The sequence below is a fragment of the Virgifigura deserti genome, assembly GCA_003576685.1.
GTDB classification, from domain to species: Bacteria; Pseudomonadota; Alphaproteobacteria; order Dongiales; family Dongiaceae; genus Virgifigura; species Virgifigura deserti.
The window spans coordinates 216,430-242,108 of sequence record QOZR01000005.1 but is presented as its reverse complement, the minus strand read 5'-3'; the positions used below and the strand labels follow the sequence as shown (position 1 = coordinate 242,108).

General features: G+C 65.2%; 26 protein-coding genes. 14 read left to right on the top strand and 12 right to left on the bottom strand.

The features are described from left to right. Window positions 1-112: 112 nt before the first annotated feature. The 6 genes from DT069_RS11015 (at window position 113) to DT069_RS10990 (ending at window position 6,174) form a co-directional block, all read left to right on the top strand. Window positions 113-1,087 carry a class I SAM-dependent methyltransferase gene (locus tag DT069_RS11015; protein WP_119460356.1) on the top strand — a complete coding sequence of 325 codons (975 nt, stop codon included), beginning with the start codon at window positions 113-115 and terminating at the stop codon, window positions 1,085-1,087. 93 nt (window positions 1,088-1,180) lie between these two features. Further along, complete coding sequence (gene ykgO, locus DT069_RS11010) at window positions 1,181-1,306, top strand: type B 50S ribosomal protein L36 (protein ID WP_119460355.1); 126 nt, start codon at window positions 1,181-1,183, stop codon at window positions 1,304-1,306. A 247-nt stretch (window positions 1,307-1,553) separates the two neighbouring features. Next, window positions 1,554-3,041: an FAD-linked oxidase C-terminal domain-containing protein gene (locus DT069_RS11005; protein ID WP_119460354.1), complete on the top strand. Its 1,488-nt coding sequence runs from the start codon at window positions 1,554-1,556 to the stop codon at window positions 3,039-3,041. Beyond that, window positions 3,041-4,279 carry a glycolate oxidase subunit GlcE gene (gene glcE, locus DT069_RS11000; RefSeq protein WP_119460353.1) on the top strand — a complete coding sequence of 413 codons (1,239 nt, stop codon included), beginning with the start codon at window positions 3,041-3,043 and terminating at the stop codon, window positions 4,277-4,279. The genes DT069_RS11005 and glcE overlap by 1 nt, the downstream gene beginning before the upstream one ends. A 16-nt stretch (window positions 4,280-4,295) precedes the next feature. After that, a complete protein-coding gene (glcF, locus tag DT069_RS10995) occupies window positions 4,296-5,618 on the top strand; it encodes a glycolate oxidase subunit GlcF (protein ID WP_119460352.1) in 1,323 nt (440 codons plus the stop codon). 94 nt (window positions 5,619-5,712) lie between these two features. Then, on the top strand, window positions 5,713-6,174 hold the full coding sequence (locus tag DT069_RS10990) for a YccF domain-containing protein (protein ID WP_425450155.1): 462 nt from the start codon (window positions 5,713-5,715) through the stop codon (window positions 6,172-6,174). 27 nt (window positions 6,175-6,201) lie between these two features. On the opposite strand, the gene DT069_RS10985 is transcribed toward DT069_RS10990, so the two are convergent. The 6 genes from DT069_RS10985 to DT069_RS10960 all read right to left on the bottom strand — a co-directional run bounded on the left by DT069_RS10985 (window position 6,202) and on the right by DT069_RS10960 (window position 11,009). Then, on the bottom strand, window positions 6,202-6,930 hold the full coding sequence (locus DT069_RS10985) for a class I SAM-dependent methyltransferase (RefSeq protein WP_119460350.1): 729 nt from the start codon (window positions 6,928-6,930) through the stop codon (window positions 6,202-6,204). A gap of 8 nt (window positions 6,931-6,938) precedes the next feature. Continuing rightward, window positions 6,939-7,562 carry a LysE family translocator gene (locus DT069_RS10980; RefSeq protein ID WP_119460349.1) on the bottom strand — a complete coding sequence of 208 codons (624 nt, stop codon included), beginning with the start codon at window positions 7,560-7,562 and terminating at the stop codon, window positions 6,939-6,941. 33 nt (window positions 7,563-7,595) lie between these two features. Then, window positions 7,596-8,240, bottom strand: a complete 645-nt coding sequence (catB, locus tag DT069_RS10975; RefSeq protein ID WP_119460348.1) for a type B chloramphenicol O-acetyltransferase — start codon at window positions 8,238-8,240, stop codon at window positions 7,596-7,598. Between the two features lie 127 nt (window positions 8,241-8,367). Then, entirely contained in the window at window positions 8,368-9,630 is a 1,263-nt protein-coding gene (locus DT069_RS10970; protein ID WP_119460347.1) for an MFS transporter, read from the bottom strand. Next, on the bottom strand, window positions 9,627-10,205 hold the full coding sequence (locus DT069_RS10965) for an NADPH-dependent FMN reductase (protein WP_119460346.1): 579 nt from the start codon (window positions 10,203-10,205) through the stop codon (window positions 9,627-9,629). The genes DT069_RS10970 and DT069_RS10965 overlap by 4 nt, the downstream gene beginning before the upstream one ends. A gap of 108 nt (window positions 10,206-10,313) precedes the next feature. Beyond that, window positions 10,314-11,009 (bottom strand): antibiotic biosynthesis monooxygenase family protein, encoded by a 696-nt coding sequence (locus tag DT069_RS10960; RefSeq protein WP_119460345.1) that lies wholly within the window; start codon window positions 11,007-11,009, stop codon window positions 10,314-10,316. Window positions 11,010-11,093: 84 nt separating this feature from the next. Between DT069_RS10960 and soxR the strand changes: the two genes are divergently transcribed. Then, a complete protein-coding gene (gene soxR, locus DT069_RS10955; RefSeq protein ID WP_119460344.1) occupies window positions 11,094-11,555 on the top strand; it encodes a redox-sensitive transcriptional activator SoxR in 462 nt (153 codons plus the stop codon). Between the two features lies 1 nt (window position 11,556). On the opposite strand, the gene DT069_RS10950 is transcribed toward soxR, so the two are convergent. Then, a complete protein-coding gene (locus DT069_RS10950; RefSeq protein WP_119460343.1) occupies window positions 11,557-12,486 on the bottom strand; it encodes an AraC family transcriptional regulator in 930 nt (309 codons plus the stop codon). Between the two features lie 221 nt (window positions 12,487-12,707). On the opposite strand from DT069_RS10950, the gene DT069_RS10945 reads away from it, so the two are divergent. The 4 genes from DT069_RS10945 to DT069_RS10930 all read left to right on the top strand — a co-directional run bounded on the left by DT069_RS10945 (window position 12,708) and on the right by DT069_RS10930 (window position 16,775). Beyond that, window positions 12,708-13,442, top strand: a complete 735-nt coding sequence (locus DT069_RS10945) for an SDR family oxidoreductase (RefSeq protein WP_119460452.1) — start codon at window positions 12,708-12,710, stop codon at window positions 13,440-13,442. 181 nt (window positions 13,443-13,623) lie between these two features. Continuing rightward, window positions 13,624-13,974, top strand: coding sequence for a carboxymuconolactone decarboxylase family protein (locus DT069_RS10940; RefSeq protein WP_425450154.1), 351 nt, complete (start codon window positions 13,624-13,626; stop codon window positions 13,972-13,974). A 133-nt stretch (window positions 13,975-14,107) separates the two neighbouring features. Further along, complete coding sequence (locus tag DT069_RS10935) at window positions 14,108-15,346, top strand: adenylate/guanylate cyclase domain-containing protein (protein ID WP_119460341.1); 1,239 nt, start codon at window positions 14,108-14,110, stop codon at window positions 15,344-15,346. A 247-nt stretch (window positions 15,347-15,593) separates the two neighbouring features. Next, a complete protein-coding gene (locus tag DT069_RS10930; protein WP_119460340.1) occupies window positions 15,594-16,775 on the top strand; it encodes a GAF domain-containing sensor histidine kinase in 1,182 nt (393 codons plus the stop codon). A gap of 107 nt (window positions 16,776-16,882) precedes the next feature. Here the strand turns inward: DT069_RS10930 and DT069_RS10925 are convergent, their stop codons facing one another. Then, window positions 16,883-18,010 (bottom strand): M14 family metallopeptidase, encoded by a 1,128-nt coding sequence (locus DT069_RS10925; RefSeq protein WP_425450153.1) that lies wholly within the window; start codon window positions 18,008-18,010, stop codon window positions 16,883-16,885. 108 nt (window positions 18,011-18,118) lie between these two features. Here DT069_RS10925 and DT069_RS10920 point away from each other — a divergent pair, with 108 nt between their 5' ends. Both DT069_RS10920 and DT069_RS10915 read left to right on the top strand, forming a co-directional pair. After that, window positions 18,119-18,679, top strand: a complete 561-nt coding sequence (locus tag DT069_RS10920) for a tetratricopeptide repeat protein (protein WP_119460339.1) — start codon at window positions 18,119-18,121, stop codon at window positions 18,677-18,679. Between the two features lie 69 nt (window positions 18,680-18,748). Then, window positions 18,749-18,982: a hypothetical protein gene (locus tag DT069_RS10915; RefSeq protein WP_119460338.1), complete on the top strand. Its 234-nt coding sequence runs from the start codon at window positions 18,749-18,751 to the stop codon at window positions 18,980-18,982. Between the two features lie 99 nt (window positions 18,983-19,081). On the opposite strand, the gene pyk is transcribed toward DT069_RS10915, so the two are convergent. From pyk to DT069_RS10900, 3 genes are all read right to left on the bottom strand, one after another. Next, the gene (pyk, locus tag DT069_RS10910) at window positions 19,082-20,500 is read right to left on the bottom strand and encodes a pyruvate kinase (RefSeq protein WP_119460337.1); all 1,419 of its coding nucleotides are present in this window, start codon (window positions 20,498-20,500) and stop codon (window positions 19,082-19,084) included. A gap of 37 nt (window positions 20,501-20,537) precedes the next feature. Further along, window positions 20,538-21,818 carry a glycerate kinase type-2 family protein gene (locus tag DT069_RS10905; protein ID WP_119460336.1) on the bottom strand — a complete coding sequence of 427 codons (1,281 nt, stop codon included), beginning with the start codon at window positions 21,816-21,818 and terminating at the stop codon, window positions 20,538-20,540. Window positions 21,819-21,971: 153 nt separating this feature from the next. Continuing rightward, window positions 21,972-22,904 carry a DMT family transporter gene (locus DT069_RS10900; protein ID WP_119460335.1) on the bottom strand — a complete coding sequence of 311 codons (933 nt, stop codon included), beginning with the start codon at window positions 22,902-22,904 and terminating at the stop codon, window positions 21,972-21,974. Between the two features lie 188 nt (window positions 22,905-23,092). On the opposite strand from DT069_RS10900, the gene DT069_RS10895 reads away from it, so the two are divergent. After that, the gene (locus DT069_RS10895; RefSeq protein WP_119460334.1) at window positions 23,093-24,571 is read left to right on the top strand and encodes a lipopolysaccharide biosynthesis protein; all 1,479 of its coding nucleotides are present in this window, start codon (window positions 23,093-23,095) and stop codon (window positions 24,569-24,571) included. Between the two features lie 23 nt (window positions 24,572-24,594). Here the strand turns inward: DT069_RS10895 and DT069_RS10890 are convergent, their stop codons facing one another. Then, a complete protein-coding gene (locus DT069_RS10890) occupies window positions 24,595-25,596 on the bottom strand; it encodes a 4-hydroxyproline epimerase (RefSeq protein ID WP_119460333.1) in 1,002 nt (333 codons plus the stop codon). Window positions 25,597-25,679: the final 83 nt, after the last annotated feature.

The window sequence follows — 25,679 nt, the reverse complement described above, 5'->3', positions numbered from 1 at the left end:
TTGGAGCCGCCGCATTCGCGCCTTCCGAGCGGGTTTCGCCAAAAGCGCCATATTTATTAGATGTTTACCACTACATTCCTACGCTGCGACGCGTCGGAAGGAGGGCTGAGCGATGGTGCGTGGGACGGAACGCTCGAAGCCGCAGCGTGCCGTTGCCGGGAAAATCCCATTCCGCCTGCGCTTGAAGGCCTGGTGGGACGGCAACGAGCTGTATCTCCGGCGCCGCAAGCGGGACCGCCGATCGCACGGCAAGGACACGCTGACGCGGCAGAAGGGCTACCGCGATCCCGAACGGCCCTGGGACTCGCCGCGCGTTCGCATGCTTCAGGCGGTCTGGGGCGAAGGATTTTGCGCCCCGGGTGGGCCCGACCATATCCTGGAGCTGGTGAAGCCGTTCGGCCTTACCCCGGCGATGAGCATGCTGCATCTCGGCGCCGGGCTCGGCGGGCCCGCGCGCACCATCGCCGGGGAATTCGGCGTCTGGATCGCCGGCTTCGAGAGCGACCACGAGCTTGCCCAGGCCGGCGCGGCTCTGTCGAACCTGGCCGGAATGGCGAAGAAGGCGATGGTCGCGCCGTTCGACCTGCAGAAATTCGAGCTGTCGCTGAACAGCTGCGACGCCATTTTTGCCGACAGCATCTTTTTCCCGATCGTCGACAAGCACCGCCTCATGCGGATTCTCGATCTGGCCCTGAAGGAACGTGGCCAGCTTCTGTTCACCGATTATGTGCTGACCAGGCGCGGCGGCGAGGAGAGTCCGGAGATCCAGGCCTGGATGAAGCAGGAGCCGGTGGCACCGCACCCGTGGACGGCACAGGAATACACCGATTTTCTTGCCGACCTGAAGCTCGACATCCGGATCACCGAGGACGTGACCGCCGCCGTCCGCAGCATGATCATCCAGGGCTGGGCCAATTTTACGGCGACGGCCTCCGCCGGCGATCTCGACCCCGAAATGGCCAGTTGCCTCACCGAAGAGGTCAATCTCTGGACGAGCCGGGTGGCGGCCTTCGACAGCGGCGAACTGCGCGTATATCGCATCTATGCCTTGAAGAAGGTGGCCGAGAAGATGCTGTCGGACTGGTAGAGGCCGGCCGCACGCGGGAATTGACAGGGCCGGCCGCGTTCCCTATGTTCCGGCCTTCATTTGATCATGCTTGCGACCATTGAGGATCGGACCATGAAGGTCGTGAATTCGTTGAAGTCGGCCAAGTTGCGCCACAAGGCCTGCCGGGTGATTCGGCGCAAGGGCCGCGTTTACGTCATCAACAAGGCCAACCCCCGCTTCAAGGCGCGTCAGGGCTAAGCGGCGCTTGCCGCCCTGGCGGTGACCCGCCGGGAACCAGACCCGCCGGCAATCGGAACGGACAGGCCGCGCCTCCCAAGGCGCGGTTTTTGTTGTCTGCGCCAACGGGATGGTCGAGTCGATGATCGGCCCAAGTCTACGGCCGGCATTGACCCGAACTGCCGGCTCGCGCAAATTGTGGCGGACCGTTTTTGGGCCTGCCCGCTATTCTATGTTTGGCTGGCGGGCAGTCGAGAGGCTCCGTTCCATGCGCATGCCAGAGCCGGATCGCGATGTTCTCGCCCGGCGCGCCCAGATTGCCGAGGATCTCCGCCGCATCGTGCCCGGCGAAGGGGTGATCGTCGACGCCGATGAGCGCCGTCCCTATGAGAGTGACGGGCTGACGGCCTATCGGCAATCGCCGCTCGTCGTCGTGCTGCCGAGCACGACCGAGCAGGTCTCGCAGGTCCTGCGCTACTGCCACGAGAACGGCGTCAAGGTCGTGCCGCGCGGCTCAGGCACGTCGCTCTCCGGCGGGGCGCTGCCGCTTGCCGACGGTGTCCTGCTCGGCCTCGGCAAGTTCAACCGGATCCTTGAGATCGATTTCGAAAACCGCTGCGTCGTCGCCCAGCCGGGCGTGACGAATCTCGGCATCACTAACGCGGTGCAGCATGAGGGTTTCTACTACGCGCCGGATCCGTCGAGCCAGATCGCCTGCTCGATCGGCGGCAATGTGGCCGAGAATTCCGGCGGCGTGCATTGCCTGAAATACGGCCTCACCACCAACAACCTGCTCGGCTTGGAAATGGTGCTGGTGACCGGCGAGGTGATCCGGCTCGGCGGCAAGCATCTGGATGCCGAAGGCTATGACCTGCTCGGCCTGATGACCGGCTCCGAAGGGCTGCTCGGCGTCGTCACGGAGGTGACGGTGCGGATTCTCAAGAAGCCGGAGACGGCGCGGGCGCTGCTGTTGGGATTTCCGACGAACGAATCGGCCGGCGATTGCGTCGCTGCGATCATCGCCGCCGGAATCATCCCGGGCGGCATGGAGATGATGGACCGGCCGGCCATCCACGCGGCCGAGGCCTTCGTCCATGCCGGATATCCGCTCGATGTCGAGGGCCTGCTGATCGTCGAGCTCGACGGCCCGCAGGTCGAGGTCGACCATCTGATCGAGCGGGTCGAGGCGATCGCCGATGCGCATGGCGCGGTCGCGAAGCAGGTGAGCCAAAGCGAGGAGGAGCGTCAGAAGTTCTGGGCCGGCCGCAAGGCGGCCTTCCCGGCGGTCGGGCGCATCTCGCCGGATTATTACTGCATGGACGGCACGATTCCGCGCAGCCAGCTCCCGCTGGTGCTGAAGCGCATGGGCGAGATGTCGGCGCATTACGGCCTCGGCGTCGCCAATGTGTTCCATGCCGGCGACGGCAATCTGCACCCGCTGATCCTCTATGACGCGAACAAGCCCGACGAGCTGGAGAAGGCGGAGGCGTTCGGCGCCGATATCCTGAAGCTCTGCGTCGCCGTCGGCGGGGTGCTGACCGGCGAGCACGGCGTCGGCGTCGAGAAGCGCGACCTGATGCATGAGATGTTCGACGAGATCGACCTGAAGCAGCAGCAGCGTATCAAATGCGCCTTCGATGCGGGCGGGCTGCTCAATCCGGGCAAGATGTTCCCGCAGCTTCACCGCTGCGCCGAACTCGGCCGCCTGCATGTCCATCATGGGCAGCTTCCGTTCCCGGACCTGCCGCGGTTCTGATGACGACCGTCCTGAGACCGGAAACCCCGGCGCAGGTCGCCGAGGCAGTCGCCTGGGCGGCGGCTGACGAGGCGCCGCTGGAGCTGGTCGGCGCCGCGACGAAGCGCGGCCTTGGCCGGCCCGTGCAGGCGGGCCACACGCTCGACCTTTCGGCGCTCTACGGCATTACGCTCTATGAGCCGGAGGAGCTGGTGCTGAGCGCCGGCGCCGGCACGCCCTTGGCCGAGATCGAGACCGCGCTTGCCGGGAAGCAGCAGCAGCTTGCCTTCGAGCCGCCCGATCTGGGACCGCTGTTCGGCGCGCCGGCGGGGAAGGGTACGATCGGCGGCGCGCTCGCCTGCAACCTGTCCGGTCCGCGGCGGATCAAGGCCGGCGGCGCCCGCGATCATTTTCTCGGGTTTAAGGCGGTCAGCGGCCGCGGCGAGGCCTTCAAGGCCGGCAGTCGCGTCGTCAAGAATGTCACCGGCTATGATCTCTGCAAGCTGCTGGCCGGGTCCTACGGCACGCTCGTCGCGCTGACCGATGTGACGATCAAGGTGCTCCCGGCACCGGAGAAGACGCGCACGCTCCTGCTCGTCGGCCTCGCTGATGCGGTGGCGGTCCGGGCGATGAGCCGGGCCCTGCAGAGCAGCCATGAGGTCTCGGGCGCGGCGCATCTGCCGGCGGCGCTTGCGGCGGCCTTGCCGGTGGAGCTTGTCGCCCGCGCGGGCGACGCGGTGACCGCCATCCGGGTCGAAGGGCCGGGACCATCCGTCGAGTTCCGCTGTGCGGCGCTGCGCCGGGAGCTGGCCGACCTCGGCGCCGCGACGGAGGAGTTGCACAGCCATAACTCCGCGCTGTTCTGGCGCGGCCTGCGCGATGTCGCGCCGTTCGTCGCCGATCGGCAGACGGCGGTCTGGCGGCTCTCGGTGCCACCGATGGCCGGGGCCCAAGTGGTAACGACTTTGGTGGCGGCCTTGGATGTGCTCGGAAAATCCCAATATTTCTATGACTGGGGCGGCGGGCTGATCTGGTTCGCGCTGCCGGCGACTGCTGATGCCGCGGCCGAGACGGTGCGGGGCGCGATCGCCGCCTGCGGCGGCCACGCGACGCTGGTTCGCGCGCCGGACGAGACCCGCGTCGCCGTTCCGGTCTTTCAGCCGCAGCCCGAGCCCCTGGCGTTGCTCAGCCGGCGGGTCAAGGAGAGCTTCGATCCGCGCCGCATCCTGAACCCGGGCCGCTTGTCGGCCGCCATTTGAAGCGACGACCGCGACGATGCAGACCAACTTCACCCTGGCGCAGCTCGCCGATCCCGACACCGCCGAATCGGAGAAGATCCTGCGCACCTGCGTGCATTGCGGCTTCTGCACGGCAACCTGCCCGACCTACGCGCTGCTGGGCGACGAGCTCGACAGCCCGCGCGGCCGCATCTACCTGATCAAGGACATGCTGGAGAACGACAAGCCGGCGACGGCCCAAGTGGTCAAGCATATCGACCGTTGCCTGTCCTGCCTGTCCTGCATGACGACCTGCCCCTCCGGCGTGCATTACATGCATCTCGTCGACCATGCCCGCCGGCATATCGAGGAAACCTACGAGCGGCCGCTGCCCGACCGGCTGATGCGGCGTCTCCTGGCGTTGGTGCTGCCGCGGCCGGGCCTGTTCCGGCTGGCGCTCGCCGGGGCTTGGCTCGCGCGTCCGTTCACGCGGGTGCTGCCCGGCCGGCTCAAGGGGATGGTCGCCATGGCGCCGCGATCGCTGCCGGCACCCTCGCCGGTGGATCGGCCTCAGGTTTTCGCCGCCGAGGGCGCGCGTCGCAAGCGCGTGGCGCTGCTCAGCGGCTGCGCGCAACGGGTGCTGGATCCCGGCATCAACGAGGCGACAATCCGGCTGCTGACCCGTCACGGCGTCGAGGTGGTGGTGGCCAGGGGCGCCGGCTGTTGCGGCGCGCTCCCGCATCATCTCGGCAAGGAGGATCCGGCGCTCGGATATGCCCGCGCGAATGTCGCCGCCTGGATGCGGGAGATCGACGGCGAAGGGCTGGACGCGATCGTCATCAATGCCTCGGGCTGTGGCACGCAGGTGAAGGACTACGGCTTCATGCTGCGGGAGGATCAGGGTTGGGCGGCATCGGCGGCACGAATCTCGGATCTCACGCGCGACATCACAGAGTTCCTGGTGGAGCTCGGCCTGACCGCGCCGGTCCGCCGGCCCGGCCTCGCCGTCGCCTATCATTCCGCCTGCTCGATGCAGCATGGCCAGCAGATCAAGACCCAGCCGAAAAGCCTGCTGGCGGATGCCGGGTTCACGGTGCTCGAGGTGCCGGAAGGGCATCTCTGCTGCGGCTCGGCCGGTACCTACAACCTGCTGCAGCCGGCGATCGCGACGCAGCTCCGCGACCGCAAGGTCAAGAACATCGAAAGCCTTCGGCCCGACCTGATAGCGACCGGCAACATCGGCTGCATCACTCAGATCGCGACCGGCACGCGAATTCCGATCGTCCACACCGTCGAACTGCTGGACTGGGCGACCGGCGGACCGAAGCCGGCGGCCATCGCGCACCTGCCAAACGAATCTCCTGCGGCGGCTGCCGAGTAGAACGGCTCACAACGGCTCGCTGCCGCGGACATCATCGCGGCTGGCGGTGACCGTCCGAGAGCGCCATATCAATCTAATTCCTGCAGGGAGCGTCATGATGGAAGCGCTACGGTTGATCCTGAACGTCCTGTGGATTTTCACTGGCGGAATCTGGATGGCGCTCGGCTGGCTGATTGCCGCCGTTATCATGGCGATCACGATCGTCGGCCTGCCCTGGGCCTGGGCGGCGGTCCGCATCGCCGACTACACCTTTCTGCCGTTCGGTCGGACCGTCGTGTCGCGCGATCGGCATGATGGGCGCGAGGACATCGGTACCGGTCCGCTGGGCGTGCTCGGCAACATCATCTGGCTGCTGCTGGCGGGATGGTGGCTGGCGCTCGGGCATCTGTTCACGGCCGTGCCCCTGGCAGTCAGCATCATCGGCATTCCCTTCGCCTGGGCGCATCTGAAGCTGGCCGGGCTATCGCTCTGGCCGATCGGCAAGCGCGTCATCACGATTGACGATCTCGAACGCCGGGCGGCGCAGGCCGGCTTCACCGATCAGTCGCCGGACTAAGCCGCCGAATCTCTCATCCAGAGCGCCCTACCGTCGAGCCGCGACCAGCAGGAACATCGGCCGCTCGCGTTCCTCCGCCAGTTCCGGCTTGGCTGCGATCTGCTCGTCCGTCGGCCCCCATTCCTCGACATGGGAGATCGCGAACCCGAGGCGGATCAGCAGATTGAGGGTCGTTCCGATGGTTCGGTGCTGCTTGATTACGCCCTTGGCGAGCCAATCCGTCCTACGCGGGCCTTCGACCTGATAGCTGTCGATGGGCCATGTCTTGCGACCCTCTCGATCGACCGACCATCCCGGATGCGCCGGCGCCATGTAGATCGGGTGTTCGATCGAGAAGATCAGGTGTGCGCCCGGGATGAGGGCGCGGTGCACCTTCGCCAGCAGCCCAGCGAGATCCACGATGTAATGCAGGGCAAGCGAGCTGTAGGCGAGATCGAAGGACGCTTCAGGCAGATCGAGCCGTTCCAGGTCGGCTCTGACGTAGGTGATCGCGGCGTCCGAGGTGGCAGCCCTGGCCCGCGCCAGCATTTTTTCCGACACATCGAGGCCGAGAACATGCGCCGCTCCCTGTTCGCGCGCCCAGCGGCAGAACCAGCCGAAGCCGCAGCCGAGGTCGACGACCTCAAGGCCGTGAAGATCCGGAATCAGAGCCCGCAGCGCGGGCCATTCCGCTGCACCGGCCAGCCCTTCGACCGAGCGGCCCAACTGGCTGTAGCCCTCGAAGAACTCCGGGGTGTCATAGATATTTTGCGCCATTATTTCGGTCATCGCTCGCTTGCCAGGTGCACGCCGAGACTCACCAGAATGCCGCCGCAGACGGCGTCGATGACGCGTTGCGCCCGCTGATATCCCGCCTGCACCCGGGCGGACGTGAAAACGAGCGCGATCCCGAGATGCCAGCCGAGCGACATGAGGGCGACCAGAAGCCCGGTCATCAGGTAGAACCAAAGCGGCGCCTGGGCCGGAAAGGTCGTCGCGAAGACGCCCGTCCAGAACGCACCCGACTTGGGATTGGACAGGCTGGTGAACAATCCGGTTCGCAGCGCATGAGCCGTCGTGCCGATGCCGATTTCCCTCGGTGCGTTCGGAGCCGGGCGCGCCGCACCGATCAGCAGCTTGCCGCCAAGCCAGATCAGATAGAGCGCACCGGCAAGCCGGATGCCGGCGTAAAGCCAGTCCAGCTGGGCCAGCAACGCTGCAACGCCGAGCATGGCGAGCGTGGCCCATGTCGTCGAGCCGACCGCAATGCCGAGAGCGACGAGGATCGCAAGGCGGCGGCGTCCGGAGAGCGAAAGCTGGCTGATGATGAAGAAATTCGGACCCGGGCTCGCAGCCGCCAGCAGGTAGAGGCCACAGATCGCCAGAAGCGTCGAGAGATAGATTTCCATAGGGCTTGACCCGGTGCAGCTTGCTCGAAGCGCTCAATGATTCGACGAATGGCGTCCTTCGCGCCAATGACGGTGAAGGGCCGCGATATCGGCCGAGCACAGCAGCTTCATGGCATCTTTGATCTGGTCCAGCGGCCAATCCCACCATGCCATCTCGAGAAGCTTGGTGATGTCCTCATCGGAGAACCGCTTTCGTATCGGCTTGGCGGGATTCCCGCCGATGATCGTGTAAGGCTCAACGTCCTTTGTGACCAGCGCACGGCTTCCGATCACGGCGCCATGGCCGATGTGGATGCCGGGCATAATCATGGCCTCAGCACCGATCCAGACATCGCTTCCCACGACCGTATCGCCTGCCGGCTGGAATGCATCGCGTGCGTCGGCGAAGGCCGGCTCCTCGTTCATGTAGAAGAAGGGGAACGTCGTGACCCAGTCGTTCCGGTGGCCTTGGTTGCCTGCCATCATGAAGGCCGCTCCGGTTCCGATGGAGCAGAAGCTGCCGATGATCAGCTTATCCACGTCATCGCGGTTGGCCATGAGATAGCGTGCGCAATCGTCGAACGAGTGCCCGTGGTAATATCCCGAGTAGTAGCTGTATCTGCCCACAATGATATTGGGGTTCGTCACCTGCTCGGAGAGCAGCTTTCCCTTGAACGGGCTTTCAAAGTAGTTCGTCATCAGTGACGCCGCCTTGCATTGGTGAGAAATCCGCCGGACCGCGACAGTCTCCGCCTTCCGGACAATCGGATGCCCGACGGAGGCATATAGTGTCCGGCAGCCTGACTCAACTGCGCTTGCGCAAATGTCAGGACCGTGGTGACGTGGAAACCGGTGAGGCGGCTCTCCTCGATCCCGCGGCCAATAATCCCGCTCCGACCGCCACTGCGGCCAAAAGCAGTCCCATGTCCCGGAAGGCGGCGGCGAAGCCGAAGGATTCGATCCAGGGCTGGCTGACGAGGGGCGACAGGAACTGGCCGACGAAGATGCTCGCGGTCAGGCCGCCGGCGACCCTGCCGCGAAGCGCCGGCGGCGCGATGGTCAGCGCGCTCGCCATCAGATTGGGCATGATCGCGCCCATCCCGATTCCCGTCACGGCCATGGCGGCCAGGATGGCGGGATAGGATCCTGCCGCCGCGACAAGCCCATACCCGGCCGCCATGAAGCCGAATCCGACCCCGAACATGCCCATGATCCCGACGCGATGACGAGTCCGGCCATAGGCAAGGGACATGGCCGCCATCGTGACGTTGAACAGGCCGATCGCCAGCCCGGCCTGGCTTGGCGCCTCGGTGCCGAGAGTCTGGAGGTAGAACGGCAGCTGGGTTGGGACAAGATAGAAGACCACGCTGTTCAGGGCCGCGATGGCGAAGAGCGCGGCGATCGCTGTCCGCGGGTGGCCGACAGCCGGTTGGTTCATCGCCGACATGGAACCCGGCGCCAAGCGGGACGGCTCGCTGATATAGAGAATGATGGCCGGAAGCAGCACCAACGCCAGACCGTAGACCGCGAAGGGCGCACGCCAGTGAAATTCGGCCAGCACTCCGCCCCCGGTCAGGAACACCAGCCCGCCAAAGCCGATGAAGGCTGCTTGCAAACCCATGAACCGATCCCGCTCCGGCCCGGCAAAATAGTCGCCGACGAGCGCCGTCGCCGTCGTCATGGTCCCGGCGACCGCCATGCCGAGCAGCGCCCGGCCGACGAGGAGGCCGTGGAGCGTGCCGAGCAGGAGGCCTGACATGCCTGCGAAGCCATAGAGGAGCGTCGCGCCGATCAGCAGCCGCCGCCTCCCATAGCGGTCGGCGAGACTCCCGGCGAGCGGAGCGCAGAGTGCGATGAGAAGGGCCGGCATGGTCAGCACGAACCGGGTCAGCAGCGCGGCATTCTCGGTGGCGGCAAAATGTGCCTCGATGGCCGGCAGCGACGGTGCGATGGTCGCTCCCGACATGATGGTGAGCGCGCTGACGAGGAGCAGCGTCACCTTGCGCCAGGGAAGATTGACGTGGACCGTGGGCGCGGCTGTGCTCGCCGTGCTGTCGGCCCGCAGGACCAGGGGATCGAGCCGCTTCATGCCGCGATCTCGCCATAGGGCGCGACCTTGCGCGCATTACGCAGACCAACTGCCCACCATCGCAAGCGCGCCAGCAGCGTCGCCATGGCTTTCCGGGGAGCGTCTGGATCGAGTAGCCTGCCGTCGGTATCGAATTTGCCCCAGGGATCGACGAAGCTCACGGAATCCCTGATCGTGACGGCATGCAGTTCCGCGAAGACCTGGCGCAGCTGCTCGACCGCGCGCAGCCCGCCGGAAATCCCGCCATAGGAGACGAAGGCGACGGGCTTGGCCTGCCACGGGCCGGAAACGGAATCGATCAGGAATTTGAGAGCCGCCGGGTAGCCGTGATTGTATTCAGGGGTAACGACGATAAACGCGTCGGCCTTGCCGATGCGTCGCGTCAGATCGGCCAGCCCGGCACTCTCTTTGCGCCCATGTTGCGTCGGCAGGTCGAACGTAGCCGGATCGATCAGGTCCAGGGCAAAATCACTTCGACCGGAAATCTCGGATACGGCCCAGTTTACGATCCTGTCGCAGAAGCGGCCCTCCCGCGTGCTGCCATAGATCAGCGCAAGATTGATTTTGCCGTCCATCGGTTTCGTGCTCCTTACGGATTGTCGATTGAGAAATGCGGTTGTGGGACCTCAAGGAGGTTTGAGGTCAAATAGGGCTGCCGGTCGGTTGGAATCCCGCACTCAAGCTCAGCGGCTGGGGGAGAGAGACCGTTGGAGGCGGTACCGCTTGAATCCGATATGCGTCACTCCCGGCATGGTCTGGACCTGTCGCCACGCGGGAGCCGAACCGATGGTTCCCGGGCCGGAGCGTTCGAGGGCCTCGCGATGGGCCTGCTCGTCGGTCCACTCGGCGTAGTTGAGAATGCGGGTGCCGTCGATGCTGATGTGAAAGTGCGCGGAGATCAGCCCGGCATGCGGATCTGTCTCGGCCTTCAGGGCGTCGAGTACGGTATCGATCCACTGTCGCGCCCGCTCGGGGCCGTTGGCCTGGATGCTGATTATGACAATGCAGTCGGCGGTCCGTGGCGGGCCGTCCGAAACGTGGCTGCGATAGAGCCGGTATCTGACCACGCCCGGACGTTCGATGCCCGGAACTGCATCGTCGATCCCGCGAACGAGTGTCGGACGTTGGGTTCGCACGAATTCGTGGTGGGCTTCATCGCTCGTCCACTGGGCGTAGTTCAGCACCGTTTCGCCATCGCTGCTCACGAAACAGCTGAGCGAGAGAAAGCCGTGCGGCCATGGCGCACTCTCCCACGCGGCGATGGTGGCCTCCACAGCGGCCTGCTGACGCTCAGGCGTGTCCACCAGCCATGGGCTGACCAGGACTGTGCCGACATCGGGACGGGTGATATCGGGCAGTGGATTGGCGGTTGTGGTCATTCGGCCTCCTCGATCCAGGCATTGTCACTTGAGGAGGCTATGCTATAAGACCTCAACCAAAGTTGAGGTCAAGAGGGTTTTTTCATGGGCAGGATCAAGCCCCAGGAACATGGTAAACAACTTACGGTGGGCGAGGTCGCACGACGCAGCGGCGTCGCCGTTTCCACGCTTCATTTCTATGAAACCAAGGGGCTGATACAGAGTGCCCGGAACCAGGGAAACCAGCGCCGCTATCCGCGCGAGGTCCTGCGTCGCGTGGCGATCATCAAGGTGGCACAGCGCGCCGGCATTCCGCTGGCCTCGATTCGCGACGCCTTGTCGGTGCTTCCGCAAGGCCGGACGCCGACCGCTGCAGACTGGAAAAAACTGTCCGCCGGATGGAAGAAGGACCTCGATGATCGCATCGCCAAGTTGATCGGGTTGCGCGATCAACTCAACGATTGCATTGGATGCGGCTGCCTGTCGGTGAAATCCTGCCCGCTACGAAACCCGTGGGACAAACTTTCCGAACAAGGTCCCGGGCCACGGCTCCTCGATCCGACTTAGGTCAGGCATCCAGGACGAGGTCCGGCACGGCTCTCAGCCTTGCGATGTCGCGCAGGGGCGGCGCCCCGAACAGCCGGCTATATTCGCGGCTGAACTGCGACGGGCTTTCATATCCGACGCTGTAGCCGGCCATCGCGGCGTCCATGGACCTGCCCAGGATCAGACGGCGGGCTTCCTGAAGCCGCAATTGCTTCTGATATTGCAGCGGGCTCATCGCGGTCACGGCTTTGAAATGGTGGTGCAGTGCCGAGGGGCTCATCCGGGCTTCCGAGGCGACAGCGTCGATACGGAACGGCTCCCGGTAGTTTCGCTTGATCCAGCCTATCGCCCGGTTGATCTGGTTGAGCTTGCTGTCGGCGAGCGCGATCTGACGCAGTCTTGAATTCTGGTCGTCTATAAGCAGCCGGTAGAGGATCTCGCGTTCGGCAAGGGGCGCCAGAACGGATATATCGCGCGGCGCCGCGAGCAGTCGCAGAAGCCGGACGGCCGCATCGAGCAGTTCCGGCGTGACATGGCTCAGCACCAGCCCCAATCCGCGACGCTGCCCAGGACGCAGGCTTTCGACGTCACCCAATCCGGAGTCCAACATCAAGGCGCCGAGCATTGCCGGATCGAGATCCAGGCGAAGACACAGATACGGCGCCTCGGGCGTGGCTTCGATCACCTGTCCGACAATCGGCAGGTCGACCGAAACGACGAGATACTGCGCCCGGTCGTACAGATAAATCGTCTCGCCGAGCATCACCTGCTTGCGTCCTTGCGCGACGATGCATAGGGCCGGCTCGTGAAGCGCGTGGATCGGCTCGCTCGGCTGCGAGCATCGGATCAGGAAAACTCGCGGGATGGCGGTCGCATGGACGCCGTCCTCTCCGGCATATTGGTCAATCAAGGCGGCGAATTCGTCCTGCCTGTTTATGCCCGCTCCTGTCATATGCGTTCCTCGAAACTTTAGAAATCAGCCGATAAATCCCGCCGTAAACGACGCCGGATCATAGACGCCTCGAACCCGAAGCGAAATCCGGCAATCGCATGTTTGGAGGATTAGGCAAGAAGGCGGCAGCTCTGGTCTACCTCTCTCCTGGCTGACTGGGTCACTTTTCGCCTCGTACCGGCGCGGACCCCCGCAGGCCGGACCACAGGAGGGAAATGGAGATGTCGAACCTCACAGGAAAAACCGTCGCCATCACGGGTGCGAGCAGCGGCATCGGCGAGGCGACCGCGCGTCTTCTCGCCCGACACGGCGCCCATGTCGTGCTGGGCGCCAGGCGGACGGACAGATTGGAAAGGCTGATCTCGGAGATCCGGTCCGAAGGCGGCTCGGCTCAGTACCGCGCGCTCGATGTCACCGTCCGAGAAGACATGGAAGCCTTCATCAGCTTCGCGAAAGCCACGTTCGGACGCGTCGACGTCATCGTCAACAACGCCGGCGTCATGCCGCTGTCGCCGCTCGCTGCTCTGAAGGTCGAAGAATGGGACCGGATGATCGACGTGAACATCCGCGGCGTTCTCCATGGGATCGCCGCCGCGCTGCCGATTATGGAAGCGCAGGGATCGGGGCAGGTCATCAATGTCTCGTCGATCGGCGGCCATGCCGTGTCGCCGACCGCCGCGGTCTATTGCGCGACGAAGTTCGCCGTTGGGGCGATTTCGGAAGGGCTGCGGCAGGAAACCGACAGGATCCGCGTGACCGTGATCTCGCCCGGCGTCACCGAGTCGGAACTGGCGGACAGCATCTCCGATCCGACCGGTCGTGAGGCGATGAAGGAGTTCCGTAAGATCGCCATTTCGCCGGACGCGATCGCCCGCGCGATCCTGTTCGCGATCGAGCAGCCCGACGACGTCGATGTCAGCGAGCTGATCGTCCGCCCGACCGCGAGCCCCTACTGAACGGGGAAGGAGTAAGGCCGGAGCGGTCGATCTCGACGATGGCTGTTCCGGTCGTCTACCGAAACACAATGAGGACCGCATGATGATGAAGAGTGTGATCGTAGCGTGCATGATCGTAGCGGCAGCTTCTCCCGTCTTGGCGGAGCCGGATGGGAGCGATCGGCGCATACGCGGCGAGGCTGTGATCGCCACGCTCAGCGCCGGTGAAGGCCAGCCCGTGCTGGAAAGTCTGCGCCAGGAATTTCCTTTCCTGGCTGACGCAATCACCGACTATGCGCTCGGTGACGTCTGGGCGCGGCCCGGACTCGACCATCGCACCCGCCAGATTGCGACCGTCGCGACATTCGCGGCGCTGGGAAACCGCCCCTATTTCAAGATCCATGCGGGTTATGCCCTCAACCTCGGGGTGACCCAGGATGAGCTCAAGAAGGTCATCTACCTGACGACAGTGTATGCCGGCTTCCCGAGAGCGATTGACGCGGCGCAGGCCCTGCGCGAATTGTTCGAGGAGCGGGAGTTGGAAGGGCATTGAATGATGCGGAGCGGTAAGTTCAGCTCCCGCAGCCGCAGATGATGCGTTCGCTCGATGCCTTTGCCGCCCAACATGGCCTCTACAGGTTGGGCGGCGAAGATTGCCTTTGGATTCCATGGTTCGGAACAGGCCCATGAACGACAGCGACATTGACCGGATCGCCGCCTGGCTGGTCGAGCGCGGCCTTGCCGGCGCATTGGAGACGGACCTGCTGCACGGCTTTTGCGACCGGTGCGGTGGAGCAGGGCTCGATCTCTCCCGCGCCGTCGCCTTGATCGACACGCTTCACCCCATCTACGAAGGCCGGGTTTTCCGCTGGCGGAATGACGGCATCGAGGAAAGCTCCATCGTCGAATATGGACGCAGTAACGAGGGCGAGGCCGCTGCCAACTGGCAACGCAGCGTCTTCTACCATCTCCTGGTCACCGGGGCCGACGAGCTTCGTCGGAGGATCGGGCATGGCGACCCGGCGGATTTCCCGCATCTTGAAACCTTGAAAGCCACCGGCCAGACGGACTACGTCGCCTTCGTTCACCGCTTTGCCAGCGACGGCGTTATCGGGGACATGGACTGCGTCTACTCGTCCTGGACGACGCGCCATCCGAATGGCTTCGACGATGCCGACCTTGCGGCCCTGCGGCGGCTCGTGCCGGCCTTGGCGCTTTCGATCAAATGCGCATCGCTTGCCCGGATCGCGGGGACCTTGGTGGAAGTCTATCTCGGACACGACGCGGGGCAGCGTGTTCTGAATGGTCGCATTTCTCGTGGTGTGGCCGACCGGATCAATGCGGTTCTCTGGTTTTCGGATCTGCGAGGCTACACGACGATCACCGACACTGCCCCGCCGGATGAGATCATCCCGCTGCTGAACGACTACGCGGATGCCGTCATCTCCGCGATCCATGATGCCGGCGGCGACGTGTTGAAACTGATCGGCGACGGCACGCTGGCGATCTTCAAGGCAGACGATCCGGCGGATGCCTGCCGATGTGCGCTTCGCGCGGAGGCCAATCTGAGGCTTGGGATACAGGCGCTGAACGAGCGTCGGACCGCGGAGGGGCGTCCGGTGACCTCAGTCTATCTCGGCCTGCATATCGGCGATGTCTTTTACGGCAATATCGGCAGCGAGGATCGCCTGGACTTCACCGTTGTCGGGCCCGCCGTGAACGAGGTCAGCCGGATCGTATCGATGTGCCGGTCTGTCGATCGGAGCGTTGTTCTGTCATCCGATTTCGCGGCGGCGACGCCGGACGCCGAGAGGGCGAACCTCGTCTCTGTGGGCCGCTACGCGTTGCGCGGCGTGGGGCGGGCGCAAGAGCTGTTCACGCTCGATCCCGGCATGCTGTTGTCCGATGCGGACCGCTGCGATTAGGCGTTCCAAGAGCCATCGTCGCTTGTCGAAGCGAACGCCGTGGTCGTCTTCCGGAAATCGTCAGGCGCGGCCTTTCGAGACAATTGAATTCGCAAACTTCGATCATATATCGCAACGGCCCTGGCATCGGGCGAGATTGAGCCGTTTTCTGGAAGCCGGTCGCTTTGCGAATAGGGAACCAGCAAGTCAAGAACATGTTGTCTGCAGATGGTGCCAGCACTGTGGTCAGACTTAAACAAGTACCAGCATGGCTTCGAAAGACGATCTCAACGCTGACATCGCTGCGATCGTTCAAATCGATGCGATTCCTACAATTCTTGATGTTGCCTGCCGTACGACGGGAATGGGCTTTGCCGCGGTTGCGAGAGTTACCGAGGACCGGTGGATCGCCTGCTCGGTGCGCGACGACATTCAATTCGGCTTACAGCCTGGCGGCGAGCTGAAGGTCGAGACGACCATCTGCCATGAGATCCGGGAGAGTAGACAGCCTGTGGTCATCGATCATGTCGCCGAGGATCCGGCATTCTGCCTCCATGCTACCCCAGCCATGTATGGCTTCCAGAGCTATATCTCGATGCCGATCGTCCTCCCGAACGGCACATTCTTTGGCACACTCTGCGCGATCGATCCCCGACCGGCACGGGTGAACAGGCCCGAGACAATCGGCATGTTCAAGCTATTTGCCGATCTGATCGCCTTTCACCTCGATGCACATCAGCGAGTGGCGGCCAGCGAGGCCATTCTCCTGAACGAGCGCGAGAGTGCGGAACTGCGTGAGCAGTTCATTGCCGTGCTCGGACATGATCTGAGGAATCCGCTCGCCTCAATTGAGGCAGGGGCGCGAATGCTGTTGCGGGAGCCCTTGAACGGTAAAGCAAAATCCATCATCAACCTCATCCAAAACAGCGTCGACCGGATGGCAGAACTTATCGGCGACGTACTGGATTTGGCTCGCGGGCGCCTGGGTGGCGGACTGCTGTTGGAGCGCAACGCCGATGAACCGCTGAAACCGGTTCTGGAGCAGGTAATTGCCGAGCTGTGTGCCGCCAGGCCCGATCGGGTCATCGAAACCGATTTCGCCCTGGCCGATGCCGTCAGTTGCGATCGCATCCGGATCGGCCAGCTGCTCTCGAATCTTCTTGCAAACGCCCTCACCCACGGATCGCCGGATGGGCCGGTCCGGGTTCGGGCCTCGTCCTCTGAGGGAATATTCGAACTCTCAGTTGCGAATCGAGGTGATCCAATTTCCACCGCCACGATCGAGAAGCTGTTCCACCCCTTCTTCCGCACTTCGGCTCGGCCAAACCAGCAGGGGCTAGGGCTGGGGCTCTACATCGCGAGCGAGATCGCCCGTGCCCACGGAGGAACACTGGACGTGACCTCGTCGTCCGACGAAACCCGCTTTACGTTCCGGATGCCGGTGAGCTGATCGCTCGTTCCTAACAGGTTCGGCGCCAGGCCGTATGGCGACGGTTCACCTTTCGAATGTGCCGTTGGCGTGTGACTGACGCTAGCATTCCCGGCATTCCCACCATTCTATAACTCCGTTAGGCCCCTCAACGCGCGGCGATGAACGTCGACCGCCCGCTCCCAGACCATCGCCTTCCAGTCATCAGCGTCGGCATAGAAGGCGCGCCGCATCCGCGTCTTGAGCTCGCGGCCGAGCGGCGCCGCGAGATCGCCATGAAGATGCACCCAGTTGTCGGCGCGCACGGCGGTCAACACCTCGTCGAGCGGCACCGTGCCGTATTCGAGCGTGATCCCCGCCACCGTGGCCGCGGGCAATGCGCGCTCCACCCCGACCGTGGTGTCGCCCATCACGGCGGCGGAGGAGGAGGTGCCGTCGTCACCATTGGTTGCCTCGTCGCCATACCATTCGACGACGCGCGCGTGGCCGCCGGAGCCGGCGGGATGATTGCTGATGATCTCGCCATACCCGCGGGGGCCGAGGCCGGTATGGAGGTCGATATAGGCCACATGGCGGGCGTGGCCGGCATGACGGCGCAGCACCGAATCCAGGGTCCGGTTCGACCAGGTCGGCGCCGTTCCGCCGTAGAACACGCCCTGCGGGTCGCTGTACTGGCCGGTGCTGATCGCGCTCTGCAACGCCATGGCGCCATGCGTCTGCCCATAGGCATCGAGCCTCTCGCGCGCCGCCGCCAGCGACTCCGCGGTCCATTCGGCCGGGCAGATGGCATCTCTCAGCGTCTCATAGCCCTCATTCACTGGGTAGGACCCGGTGTGATCGATGAAGTTGCGGTTGAGATCGACATTCCCCTCATTGACGCGGCGAAGCCAGGCGAACCCGTGCGGATTGAGCGCGTGGACCATCAGCATGGCGGTGCCGCGCGGCAGCTCCCGGTAAAGGCCGCTCTCGAGCCAGCCGACCTGGATGCCGGAGCCGCAGAACCCCTCGGCGCCGTGAGTCCCCGACACGGTGAGCAGCAGGCGCTCGGCATCGCGCGGTCCGATCCAGATGACGTCGGTGGTGAGGTCCGCGTCCCCGTTCGCCGTCGGCAGGGCGAGCCAGTCGCGAACCTCGCCTTCGGGCCCCCTGGAAGGATTGGCATGGGTTTCCACCGTCGCGCCGGCGGCGCGCGCCGCTTCACGGAACTTCGCCCGCGCCGCTTCGTAGCAATCCGAGAAATAATTCGATACGCCCATGATGCCTCGACCTACCAGATCCGTCCGCCAGAGTAGCCGCGCCAATCGCCGGCCGGGAGAATGTTTTCCCCTTTGGGCGACTTTCCGCAAGGGGCATACTGAACTGTGATGAGACGGCTGCTCCCTGTCCTGGCGTTTCTCCTGGCGGCTCTCCTCGTACCGCCGGTATCGATTCGGGCGGACCAGACCGACCCGCGCCTTCCCCAGCTGTTCGACCGCTTATTGACGGCGGAGAGCGTGTTGGAGGGGCGGGCGCTCGAGGGCCTGATCTGGCGGATCTGGATGACATCCGAGGATGCCGAGGTTTCCCGCCTGATGAAGATCGGCGTCGAGGCGATGGCCGTGCAGGACCATCGCACGGCGCTCGCCACGTTCGATCAGATGGTCGAGATCGCGCCAGACTTCGCGGAAGGCTGGAACAAGCGCGCGACCGCCCATTATCTGCGGGGCGACTATGCCGCATCACTCCAGGACATCAACCGCACGCTCGCGCTCGAACCGCGCCATTTTGGCGCACTATCGGGCCTCGGCCTGGTTCACAGTGCGCTGAACGAGGAGGAAGCGGCGCTCGAGGCCTTCGAGCGCGCGCTGGCGATCAATCCGCACATGACGAGCGTCCGCCGCAATATCGAAGAACTCAAGCGTCGGATCGGTGGTCGGGAGATCTAAGCCGGCTTGAATGGGTGGCGGCCCTCACTACCCTCGGAAGTCCTGTTTCCGATGGATGGAGGGAGAGTCATGGCCGATCCGGAACTCAAGGACTATGACAAGCGAAAGCAGGCGGAAAGACGGCGCCAGGAGGAGCCGGCCAAGGCGCGGAAGAGCGCGGATTGGAACAAGAAGGACCATCTCGATCCGGCGCGGGCGCGCAGCAAGCCGAGCGATGACGAGCCCAAGGATGCCGAGGGCCAAGCGGAGCGCGGCCATATCGACCAGATCATCACGAACAAGGGCTATACCCAGACGCGGTGATCGTGCCGATCAGTTCCTACGCTTCGACAGATTCAGGGTGAGGCCTCATTCTGAGCGAAGTCGAAGCATGGGGGTGGCGCAGAGCATTCTGTCGGCGGTTCACCCACTCACGTAGGCGACCCGCAGCACGTTGGTCGACCCCGGCGTGCCGAAGGGGACGCCGGCGGTGACGACGAGGCGCTGGCCCACCGTCGCGAACTGCTCGCGACAGGCGATGGCGCAGGCTTTCTCGACCATCTGCGAGAAGCTGCGCACATCCTCGGTGCAGACGCAATGCACGCCCCAGGCCAGCGTCAGCCGCCGCGCGGTGTTCAGGTTCTCGGTCAGGCACAGGATCGGCACCTCCGGCCGCTCGCGCGCGGCGCGCAGCGTCGTCGAGCCCGAGGTGGTGTAGGTGACGATCGCCGCCGTCGACAGCGTATGGGCGACCTGGGCGGCCGCCGCGCTGATGGCGTCCGCCGAAGTCGCCTCCGGCGCGTGATGCTGCGCGCCGAGGATCCGGCGGTATATCGGATCCTGCTCGACCCGCGTGACGATGCGGTTCATCATCGAGACCGCCTCGATCGGATAATCGCCCGACGCGGTTTCCGCGGACAGCATCACCGCGTCGGCGCCGTCATAGACCGCAGTCGCCACGTCGGAGGCCTCTGCGCGGGTCGGCTCCGGAGCGTGGACCATCGATTCCAGCATCTGCGTCGCGACGATCACCGGCTTGCCGGCGATACGGCAAGCGCCGATGATCCGCTTCTGTACGCTGGGGACGTCCTCCGGCGGCATCTCGACGCCGAGGTCGCCGCGCGCCACCATCACCGAATCGGACTGATCGATCAGCTCGTCGAGACGATCGATCGCGGCGGGCTTCTCCAGCTTGATCATCGTTGCCGCCCGGCCGGCGATCAGGCGCTTCGCCTCGGCCACGTCCTCCGGCTTCTGCACGAAGGACAGCGCCACCCAATCGACGCCGAGGTCGAGGCCGAAGCGAAGATCCTGCCGGTCCTTTTCGGTGAGCGGCGACAGCGGCAGCACCACGCCCGGCACATTGACACCCTTGCGGTTGCTGAGCTGTCCGCCGGTGATCACCACCGTCTCGGCGAAGCTGTCGCTGCATTCCTTCACCGTCAGGCGCACGCGCCCGTCATTGAGCAGCAGATCGGTGCCGGGAACCAGCGCCGACAGGATCTCCGGATGGGGCAGGGGCGCGCGCCGTCGGTCACCGGGCTCGGGCGACAGATCGAGGCGGAACGAGTCTCCGCGTTTCAGCTCGACCGATCCCTCGGTGAAGGTCCCGAGCCGCAGTTTCGGGCCCTGCAGATCCATCAAGATGCAAATCGGACGGTTAAGATCGGCCTCGATCTGCCGCAGGATCGTGTGCGTGCGGCGGTGATCCTCCTGCGTGCCATGGCTGAAGTTCAGCCGGAACACATCCGCGCCGGCCTCGAAGAGGGCGCGAATGGCCTCCGGCGAAGACGTCGACGGCCCGAGCGTCACGACGATCTTAGCTTTGCGCTGGCGTCTCATCGGAAAGATTACCCCCTGCTTCCTGTTCGATCGCGCGTCACCCCCCGGCAGGTCCCGGCTGCACGAGGATGGCACGGAAATCGTTAACGTTCGTTCGCGTCGGACCCGTGATCACCAGATCGTCGAGCGCCGCGAAGAACCCATAGCCGTCATTGTCCGCCAGCCGCGCCTTGCCGCTGAAGCCCAGCGCCTGGGCCCGGGCGAGGCTGTCGGGGGCCAGCAGGCAGCCGGCATTGTCTTCGGTCCCGTCGATCCCGTCGGTGTCGCCGGCGATGGCATGAATGCCGGGATGGCCGTCGAGCGCGACCGCCAGCGCCAGAAGAAACTCGGCGTTGCGGCCGCCGCGTCCTTCGCCGCGCACGGTCACCGTGGTTTCGCCGCCTGACAGCAGGACCGCAGGCGCCGGTACCGGCTGCCCGTGCCTCGCCACCTGCCGGGCGATGCCGGCATGGACGAGCGCGACGTCGCGCGCCTCGCCCTCGATACCGTCGCCCAGGATCACCGGCGTCAGGCCCGCTTGGCGCGCCGCGGCCGCGGCCGCCTCCAGCGATGCCTGCGGGCGCGTCACGATGACGGTTTCCGAGGCGGCCAAGCGCGGATCGCCGGGCTTCGGCGTCTCGTCCCGGGCCGCGCGCAGATGGGCAACCGCAGCCTCGGGCTCGGTGATCCGGTATTTCTCGAGGATGGCCAGCGCGTCGGCGAAGGTCGTCGGATCGGCGACCGTCGGCCCGGACGCGATCACCGCCGGATCGTCGCCGGGCACGTCGGAGATCAGCAGGCTGACCAGCCGGGCTGGGGCCGCGGCGGCGGCCAGCCGGCCGCCTTTGATGGCCGAGAGATGCTTCCGCACGCAGTTCATCTCGGCGATGTTCGCGCCGGACCGCAGTAGGGCGGCGTTGATCCGCTGCTTGTCCTCGAGCGTCAGGCCGGGCGCCGGCTGCGACAGCAAGGCCGAGCCGCCGCCGGAAATCAGCGCCAGGACCAGATCGTCCGCCGACAACCCCTGAACCATCGCGAGGATGCGCGCGGCCGCTTGGTGTCCCGCGATGTCCGGCACCGGATGAGCCGCCTCGACCACCTCGATGCGCGTGCAGGGCAGGCCATGCCCATAGCGTGTGACGATCAGCCCCGAAAGCGGACCATCCCAGTTCTCCTCGACGGCGCGGGCCATCGAGGCCGCCGCCTTGCCGGCGCCGATCACCACGGTGCGACCCTTCGGCCGCGGCGGCAGGTGCGGCGGCACGCACCGCGCCGGATCGGCCGCGGCAAGCGCGGCATCGAACAGGTTGCAAAGTAGGGTGCGGGGAGCGATCGACACGATAGAACTCCTGATCAGGCGCGCTCAGGCTCGACGCGGTCTTGGCGTCGTCGGCTCTGCTCGCCGATCCGCCGCACGCTATGACCTGATCACTGATAGACCGGAGAACAGGGAAACGGTCAATAGGTTGCGCCCCGCTTTATATCGGGTGCGTCATATCGTCGCTTCTGGGACGGGCTTGGCCCGGCTACCGCGACGGGCGAGCGCGATGCCGGCCAGGACGACGAAGCCGGCCGTCGCCTGCAACGGCCCGATGGCTTCGCCGAGAATGATCCAGGCGAAGATCGCGGCCGCGACCGGGTTGATCAGAAGGCTGACGGAGGAAAAGGCGGCCGGCAGATGCGCCAGCGCCCAGGCGATCATACTTTGCCCGCCCGCCTGCGACAGCAGCGCCAAGCCGATCAGGACGCCCCAGCCGTAAAGGCTGGTCGCGATCAGGCTTTCGCCGGACAGCAGCGCGACCACGAGCAGTGCCGCGCAGGTAGCAGCGCCGCTCCAGATCATGATTGTGGCCGTCGAGAACTGCGCCCGCAGCCGTTTCACCGCGATGATGTAGCCGGCATAGAAGACAGCCGTGACGACGCCGAACAGGTCGCCCACCAGATTCTCGATGCTCAGCGAAAAGCTTCCGCCGATCAGGCCGACGGCCCCCACAATCGACAGGAGAAGGCCGGCCAGGAAGGTCCTGGTGAAGCGCTCCCCGAAGAACAGCCAGCCGGCGAGCGTGACGAAGATCGGCGCGGCGTTGCCGAGCAGCGTCGCATTGGCGACGGAGCTCAGCGTCAGGGCCCAGTGCCAGAAGGCGAGGTCGCCGGCCAGGAACAGGCCCGCCACCGCCAGGTGCCAGTAGTCCCGCCATGTCGCCGGCCGGGTGGGTGGAAGGGGCCCGCGCGCCTCGAGCTCCAGCCACAGCCAGAATACCGGAAGAGCGAAGAACAGCCGGTAGAAGGCCGTGGCCGAGGGGCCGAGCTCCGACAGCTTGACGAAAATGCCCGAGAAGGAAATCGTGATCGCGCCTGCAATGAGCACGACAAGGCCGAGGCGCGCCTGCCCGCTATCGGGCAGGATGGAGGAGGCGGTCGTCATGCCGCCCTTATAGGGCTGCGCCAGCCGGCCGCCAAGCTACCGTTTTCCCAAGCTGCCGTTTTCCATTGACGACCCGGTCGCGTGAGTGGCAGCGTCCGGCCGTCGGCCGAGCCCGGCCTTCTCCGGCGTTGCAGGGCGGTGATTGCTGCGGTGCCCTTCACGCCGATAACTGAGGACTCGCAAGAAGCATGACCGGACGGCGGGCGGCGGCACGTTCCTTGGTCTGGTCCGCGCTGGAAAGCGGCGGCCTTTCGGGCTTGATGCTGATCACCGCCATCGTCCTCGCGCGGCTCCTTGGCCCGGCCGAATTCGGCATCGCGGCCCTGGCTCTCGGCATCGTTCAGCTGTTGAACCTAGTCGTGGAGATGCTCTTCCACGACGCGATCGTGCAGCGGAAGCAGCTCGATGAGGCGCATCTGGACACCGCGCTCTGGACCTGCATGGGCTTAGCGGTGGTGCTCGTCTGCGGCTGCTGGCTCGCTGCGCCGCTGCTCGCCGATCTTTTCGACGAGCCGACGTTGGGCTCGATCCTCGGTTGGATGAGTCTCAGCCTGCTGTTCAGCAGTTCGAGCGGCGTCCTGCTCGCCAGCTTTCGTCGCGAGCTGCGGTTCAAGCCGGTTGCCCTGCGTTCGCTTTGCGGGCGTGTCTGCGGCGCCGCCATCGGCATCACCATGGCCTTCTCCGGCTTCGGAGTCTGGAGCCTTGTGGCGCAGAACGTGGCTTCGAGCGCCTTCGCCGCCCTCTGGGTTTGGGCGAGCGCCACGCGCCGGCCCAAGCTGCGCTATTCCTTTGCCCGCCTGGACGAGCTCCTGCGGTTCGCGATTCCCGTCTTCCTGTCCCAATTCATCCTGCAGAGCAAGATCCGGTTGTTCGCGGTTCTCGTCGGCTACTTCCTGGGGGTGACGGCGTTCGGCTATTTCAACATCGCCACGAAGCTGATCGACACCCTTCGGTTCATACTCACCAATGCCGTCTCCCATGTCGCCCTGGTCATGTTCTCGCGGATCCAGCACGACAGGGCGAAGCTCCGGCGCGGCTTCATGGAAGCCACGGAGATGAATGCGGTGGTGACCGTGCCGATCTTTGCCGGCATCTTCGTCTGCGCGCCCGAAATGGTCGGCCTCATCCTCGGCGCGCAATGGATGCCATCCGCTCTGCTGGTCCAGATTCTCGCGCTGGGCGCGATCGGGACGGCCCTCCGGCAGTTCACCCCGGTCGTCTACAAGGCGCTGGGCCGCCCGCAGCTGGTCCTGGTCGCCAGCATCGGCGGCTTCGTGATCACGATCACCGGGCTTCTTCTGTTCGGCAGGGAGAGCATCGTCATCGCGACCGTCGTTTCCGCCGGCCAGCACGTCTTCACCCTGCCGATGAGTCTCTGGCTCCTGCATCGAAGCCTTGGAATCGGCTTCCTGGAGCAGTTCAGGGGAGCGGGCGTTCCGCTGCTCGCCGCGGCGCTTATGGTTGCCAGCCTGTTCGCGCTCAAGGCGTGGCTCTTGGTCGGCTGGTCCGATATTCTCGTTCTGGCAGCGATCGTGCCCACGGGCGCCGTGATCTATATCGGCACGGTAATGCTCGCCGCACCGCGGTCGGGGTTGCGGCTCTTCAATTTCTTCCGCGAAGGCACGCGCAAAGGCGCCGCACCGTCCGTCGCTGCGGACGCGCCGTAGGGGCGGGTTTTAAATCCGCTCTGTCAGACCAGCTGAAAGCCGTGCGCGTAGGGGTCGCGGTCGTCGATGAAGATCGTGTTGAAGCCGGTGATCCGGGCCCAGCCCTCGATCGACGGCACGATCGCGTCGCGATCGTCGACGCGCGCGGTGGCCTCGACGCGGCCGTTGAACAGGCTGCCGATGATGCTCTCATGGATGAAGTCGTCGCCCGGCTTCAGGGCGCCGCGGGCGGCAAGCTGCGCCATCCGCGCCGAGGTGCCGGTGCCGCAGGGGCTGCGGTCGATCGCCTTCTCGCCATAGAACACCGCATTGCGGGCGTGTGCCCGGGGGTCGCGCGGCCGTCCCGTCCACAATACGTGGCTGACGCCGCGGATCGTCGGATTTTCCGGGTGAACATAGTCGCCGGTCTCGTTCAGCCGCTGCCGGACGATGGGGCTGAGCCGCAGGATCTGCCCGGGGTCGAGGTCTGCTAAATCGCCGTAATTCGCCTGCGGCTCGACGATTGCGTAGAAATTGCCGCCATAGGCGATGTCGACGGTCAGCGTGCCCAGCTCCGGGCAGTCGACCGGCACGTCGGTAGCGTGCAGATAGGACGCGATATTGCGAATGCGCACGGACTCGATATGGGCGCCGTCACGGAGATAGGTCGCCTCGACCAGCCCGGCCGGCGTATCGAGCCGCAGCACGCCGTCCTCCCGCGGCGCCGCCAGCCCGCGTTCGAGCGCCACGGTTACCGTCCCGATGGTACCGTGGCCGCACATCGGCAGACAGCCGCTCGTCTCGATGAACAGAATGCCGAGGTCGCAGTCGGGCCGCGTTGGCGGATAGAGAATGCTGCCCGACATCATGTCATGCCCGCGCGGCTCGAACATCAGGCCGGTGCGGATCCAGTCGAGATGCCGCAGGAAATATTGCCGCTTCTCGCTCATTGTCTCGCCCACGAGCGGCGGCGCGCCGCCGGCGACGACCCGGACCGGATTGCCGCAGGTATGGGCGTCGATGCAGAAGAAGGTGTGCGTGTTCATGCCGGTCGCCCTGCGGAGCCGTCGGAGGCGCGGTCCGGCCCTCATCCTGAGCCTGTCGAAGGATGAGGGCTAGGCCGCGCGAC

Excerpts from the sequence above, each read along its gene's own strand:
- DT069_RS11015 (WP_119460356.1), top strand. The coding sequence starts at position 113 with ATGGTGCGTGGGACGGAACGCTCGAAGCCGCAGCGTGCCGTTGCCGGG.
- ykgO (WP_119460355.1), top strand. The coding sequence starts at position 1,181 with ATGAAGGTCGTGAATTCGTTGAAGTCGGCCAAGTTGCGCCACAAGGCC.
- DT069_RS11005 (WP_119460354.1), top strand. The coding sequence starts at position 1,554 with ATGCGCATGCCAGAGCCGGATCGCGATGTTCTCGCCCGGCGCGCCCAG.
- glcE (WP_119460353.1), top strand. The coding sequence starts at position 3,041 with ATGACGACCGTCCTGAGACCGGAAACCCCGGCGCAGGTCGCCGAGGCA.
- glcF (WP_119460352.1), top strand. The coding sequence starts at position 4,296 with ATGCAGACCAACTTCACCCTGGCGCAGCTCGCCGATCCCGACACCGCC.
- DT069_RS10990 (WP_425450155.1), top strand. The coding sequence starts at position 5,713 with ATGATGGAAGCGCTACGGTTGATCCTGAACGTCCTGTGGATTTTCACT.
- DT069_RS10985 (WP_119460350.1), bottom strand. The coding sequence starts at position 6,930 with ATGGCGCAAAATATCTATGACACCCCGGAGTTCTTCGAGGGCTACAGC.
- DT069_RS10980 (WP_119460349.1), bottom strand. The coding sequence starts at position 7,562 with ATGGAAATCTATCTCTCGACGCTTCTGGCGATCTGTGGCCTCTACCTG.
- catB (WP_119460348.1), bottom strand. The coding sequence starts at position 8,240 with ATGACGAACTACTTTGAAAGCCCGTTCAAGGGAAAGCTGCTCTCCGAG.
- DT069_RS10970 (WP_119460347.1), bottom strand. The coding sequence starts at position 9,630 with ATGAAGCGGCTCGATCCCCTGGTCCTGCGGGCCGACAGCACGGCGAGC.
- DT069_RS10965 (WP_119460346.1), bottom strand. The coding sequence starts at position 10,205 with ATGGACGGCAAAATCAATCTTGCGCTGATCTATGGCAGCACGCGGGAG.
- DT069_RS10960 (WP_119460345.1), bottom strand. The coding sequence starts at position 11,009 with ATGACCACAACCGCCAATCCACTGCCCGATATCACCCGTCCCGATGTC.
- soxR (WP_119460344.1), top strand. The coding sequence starts at position 11,094 with ATGGGCAGGATCAAGCCCCAGGAACATGGTAAACAACTTACGGTGGGC.
- DT069_RS10950 (WP_119460343.1), bottom strand. The coding sequence starts at position 12,486 with ATGACAGGAGCGGGCATAAACAGGCAGGACGAATTCGCCGCCTTGATT.
- DT069_RS10945 (WP_119460452.1), top strand. The coding sequence starts at position 12,708 with ATGTCGAACCTCACAGGAAAAACCGTCGCCATCACGGGTGCGAGCAGC.
- DT069_RS10935 (WP_119460341.1), top strand. The coding sequence starts at position 14,108 with ATGAACGACAGCGACATTGACCGGATCGCCGCCTGGCTGGTCGAGCGC.
- DT069_RS10930 (WP_119460340.1), top strand. The coding sequence starts at position 15,594 with ATGGCTTCGAAAGACGATCTCAACGCTGACATCGCTGCGATCGTTCAA.
- DT069_RS10925 (WP_425450153.1), bottom strand. The coding sequence starts at position 18,010 with ATGGGCGTATCGAATTATTTCTCGGATTGCTACGAAGCGGCGCGGGCG.
- DT069_RS10920 (WP_119460339.1), top strand. The coding sequence starts at position 18,119 with ATGAGACGGCTGCTCCCTGTCCTGGCGTTTCTCCTGGCGGCTCTCCTC.
- DT069_RS10915 (WP_119460338.1), top strand. The coding sequence starts at position 18,749 with ATGGCCGATCCGGAACTCAAGGACTATGACAAGCGAAAGCAGGCGGAA.
- pyk (WP_119460337.1), bottom strand. The coding sequence starts at position 20,500 with ATGAGACGCCAGCGCAAAGCTAAGATCGTCGTGACGCTCGGGCCGTCG.
- DT069_RS10900 (WP_119460335.1), bottom strand. The coding sequence starts at position 22,904 with ATGACGACCGCCTCCTCCATCCTGCCCGATAGCGGGCAGGCGCGCCTC.
- DT069_RS10895 (WP_119460334.1), top strand. The coding sequence starts at position 23,093 with ATGACCGGACGGCGGGCGGCGGCACGTTCCTTGGTCTGGTCCGCGCTG.
- DT069_RS10890 (WP_119460333.1), bottom strand. The coding sequence starts at position 25,596 with ATGAACACGCACACCTTCTTCTGCATCGACGCCCATACCTGCGGCAAT.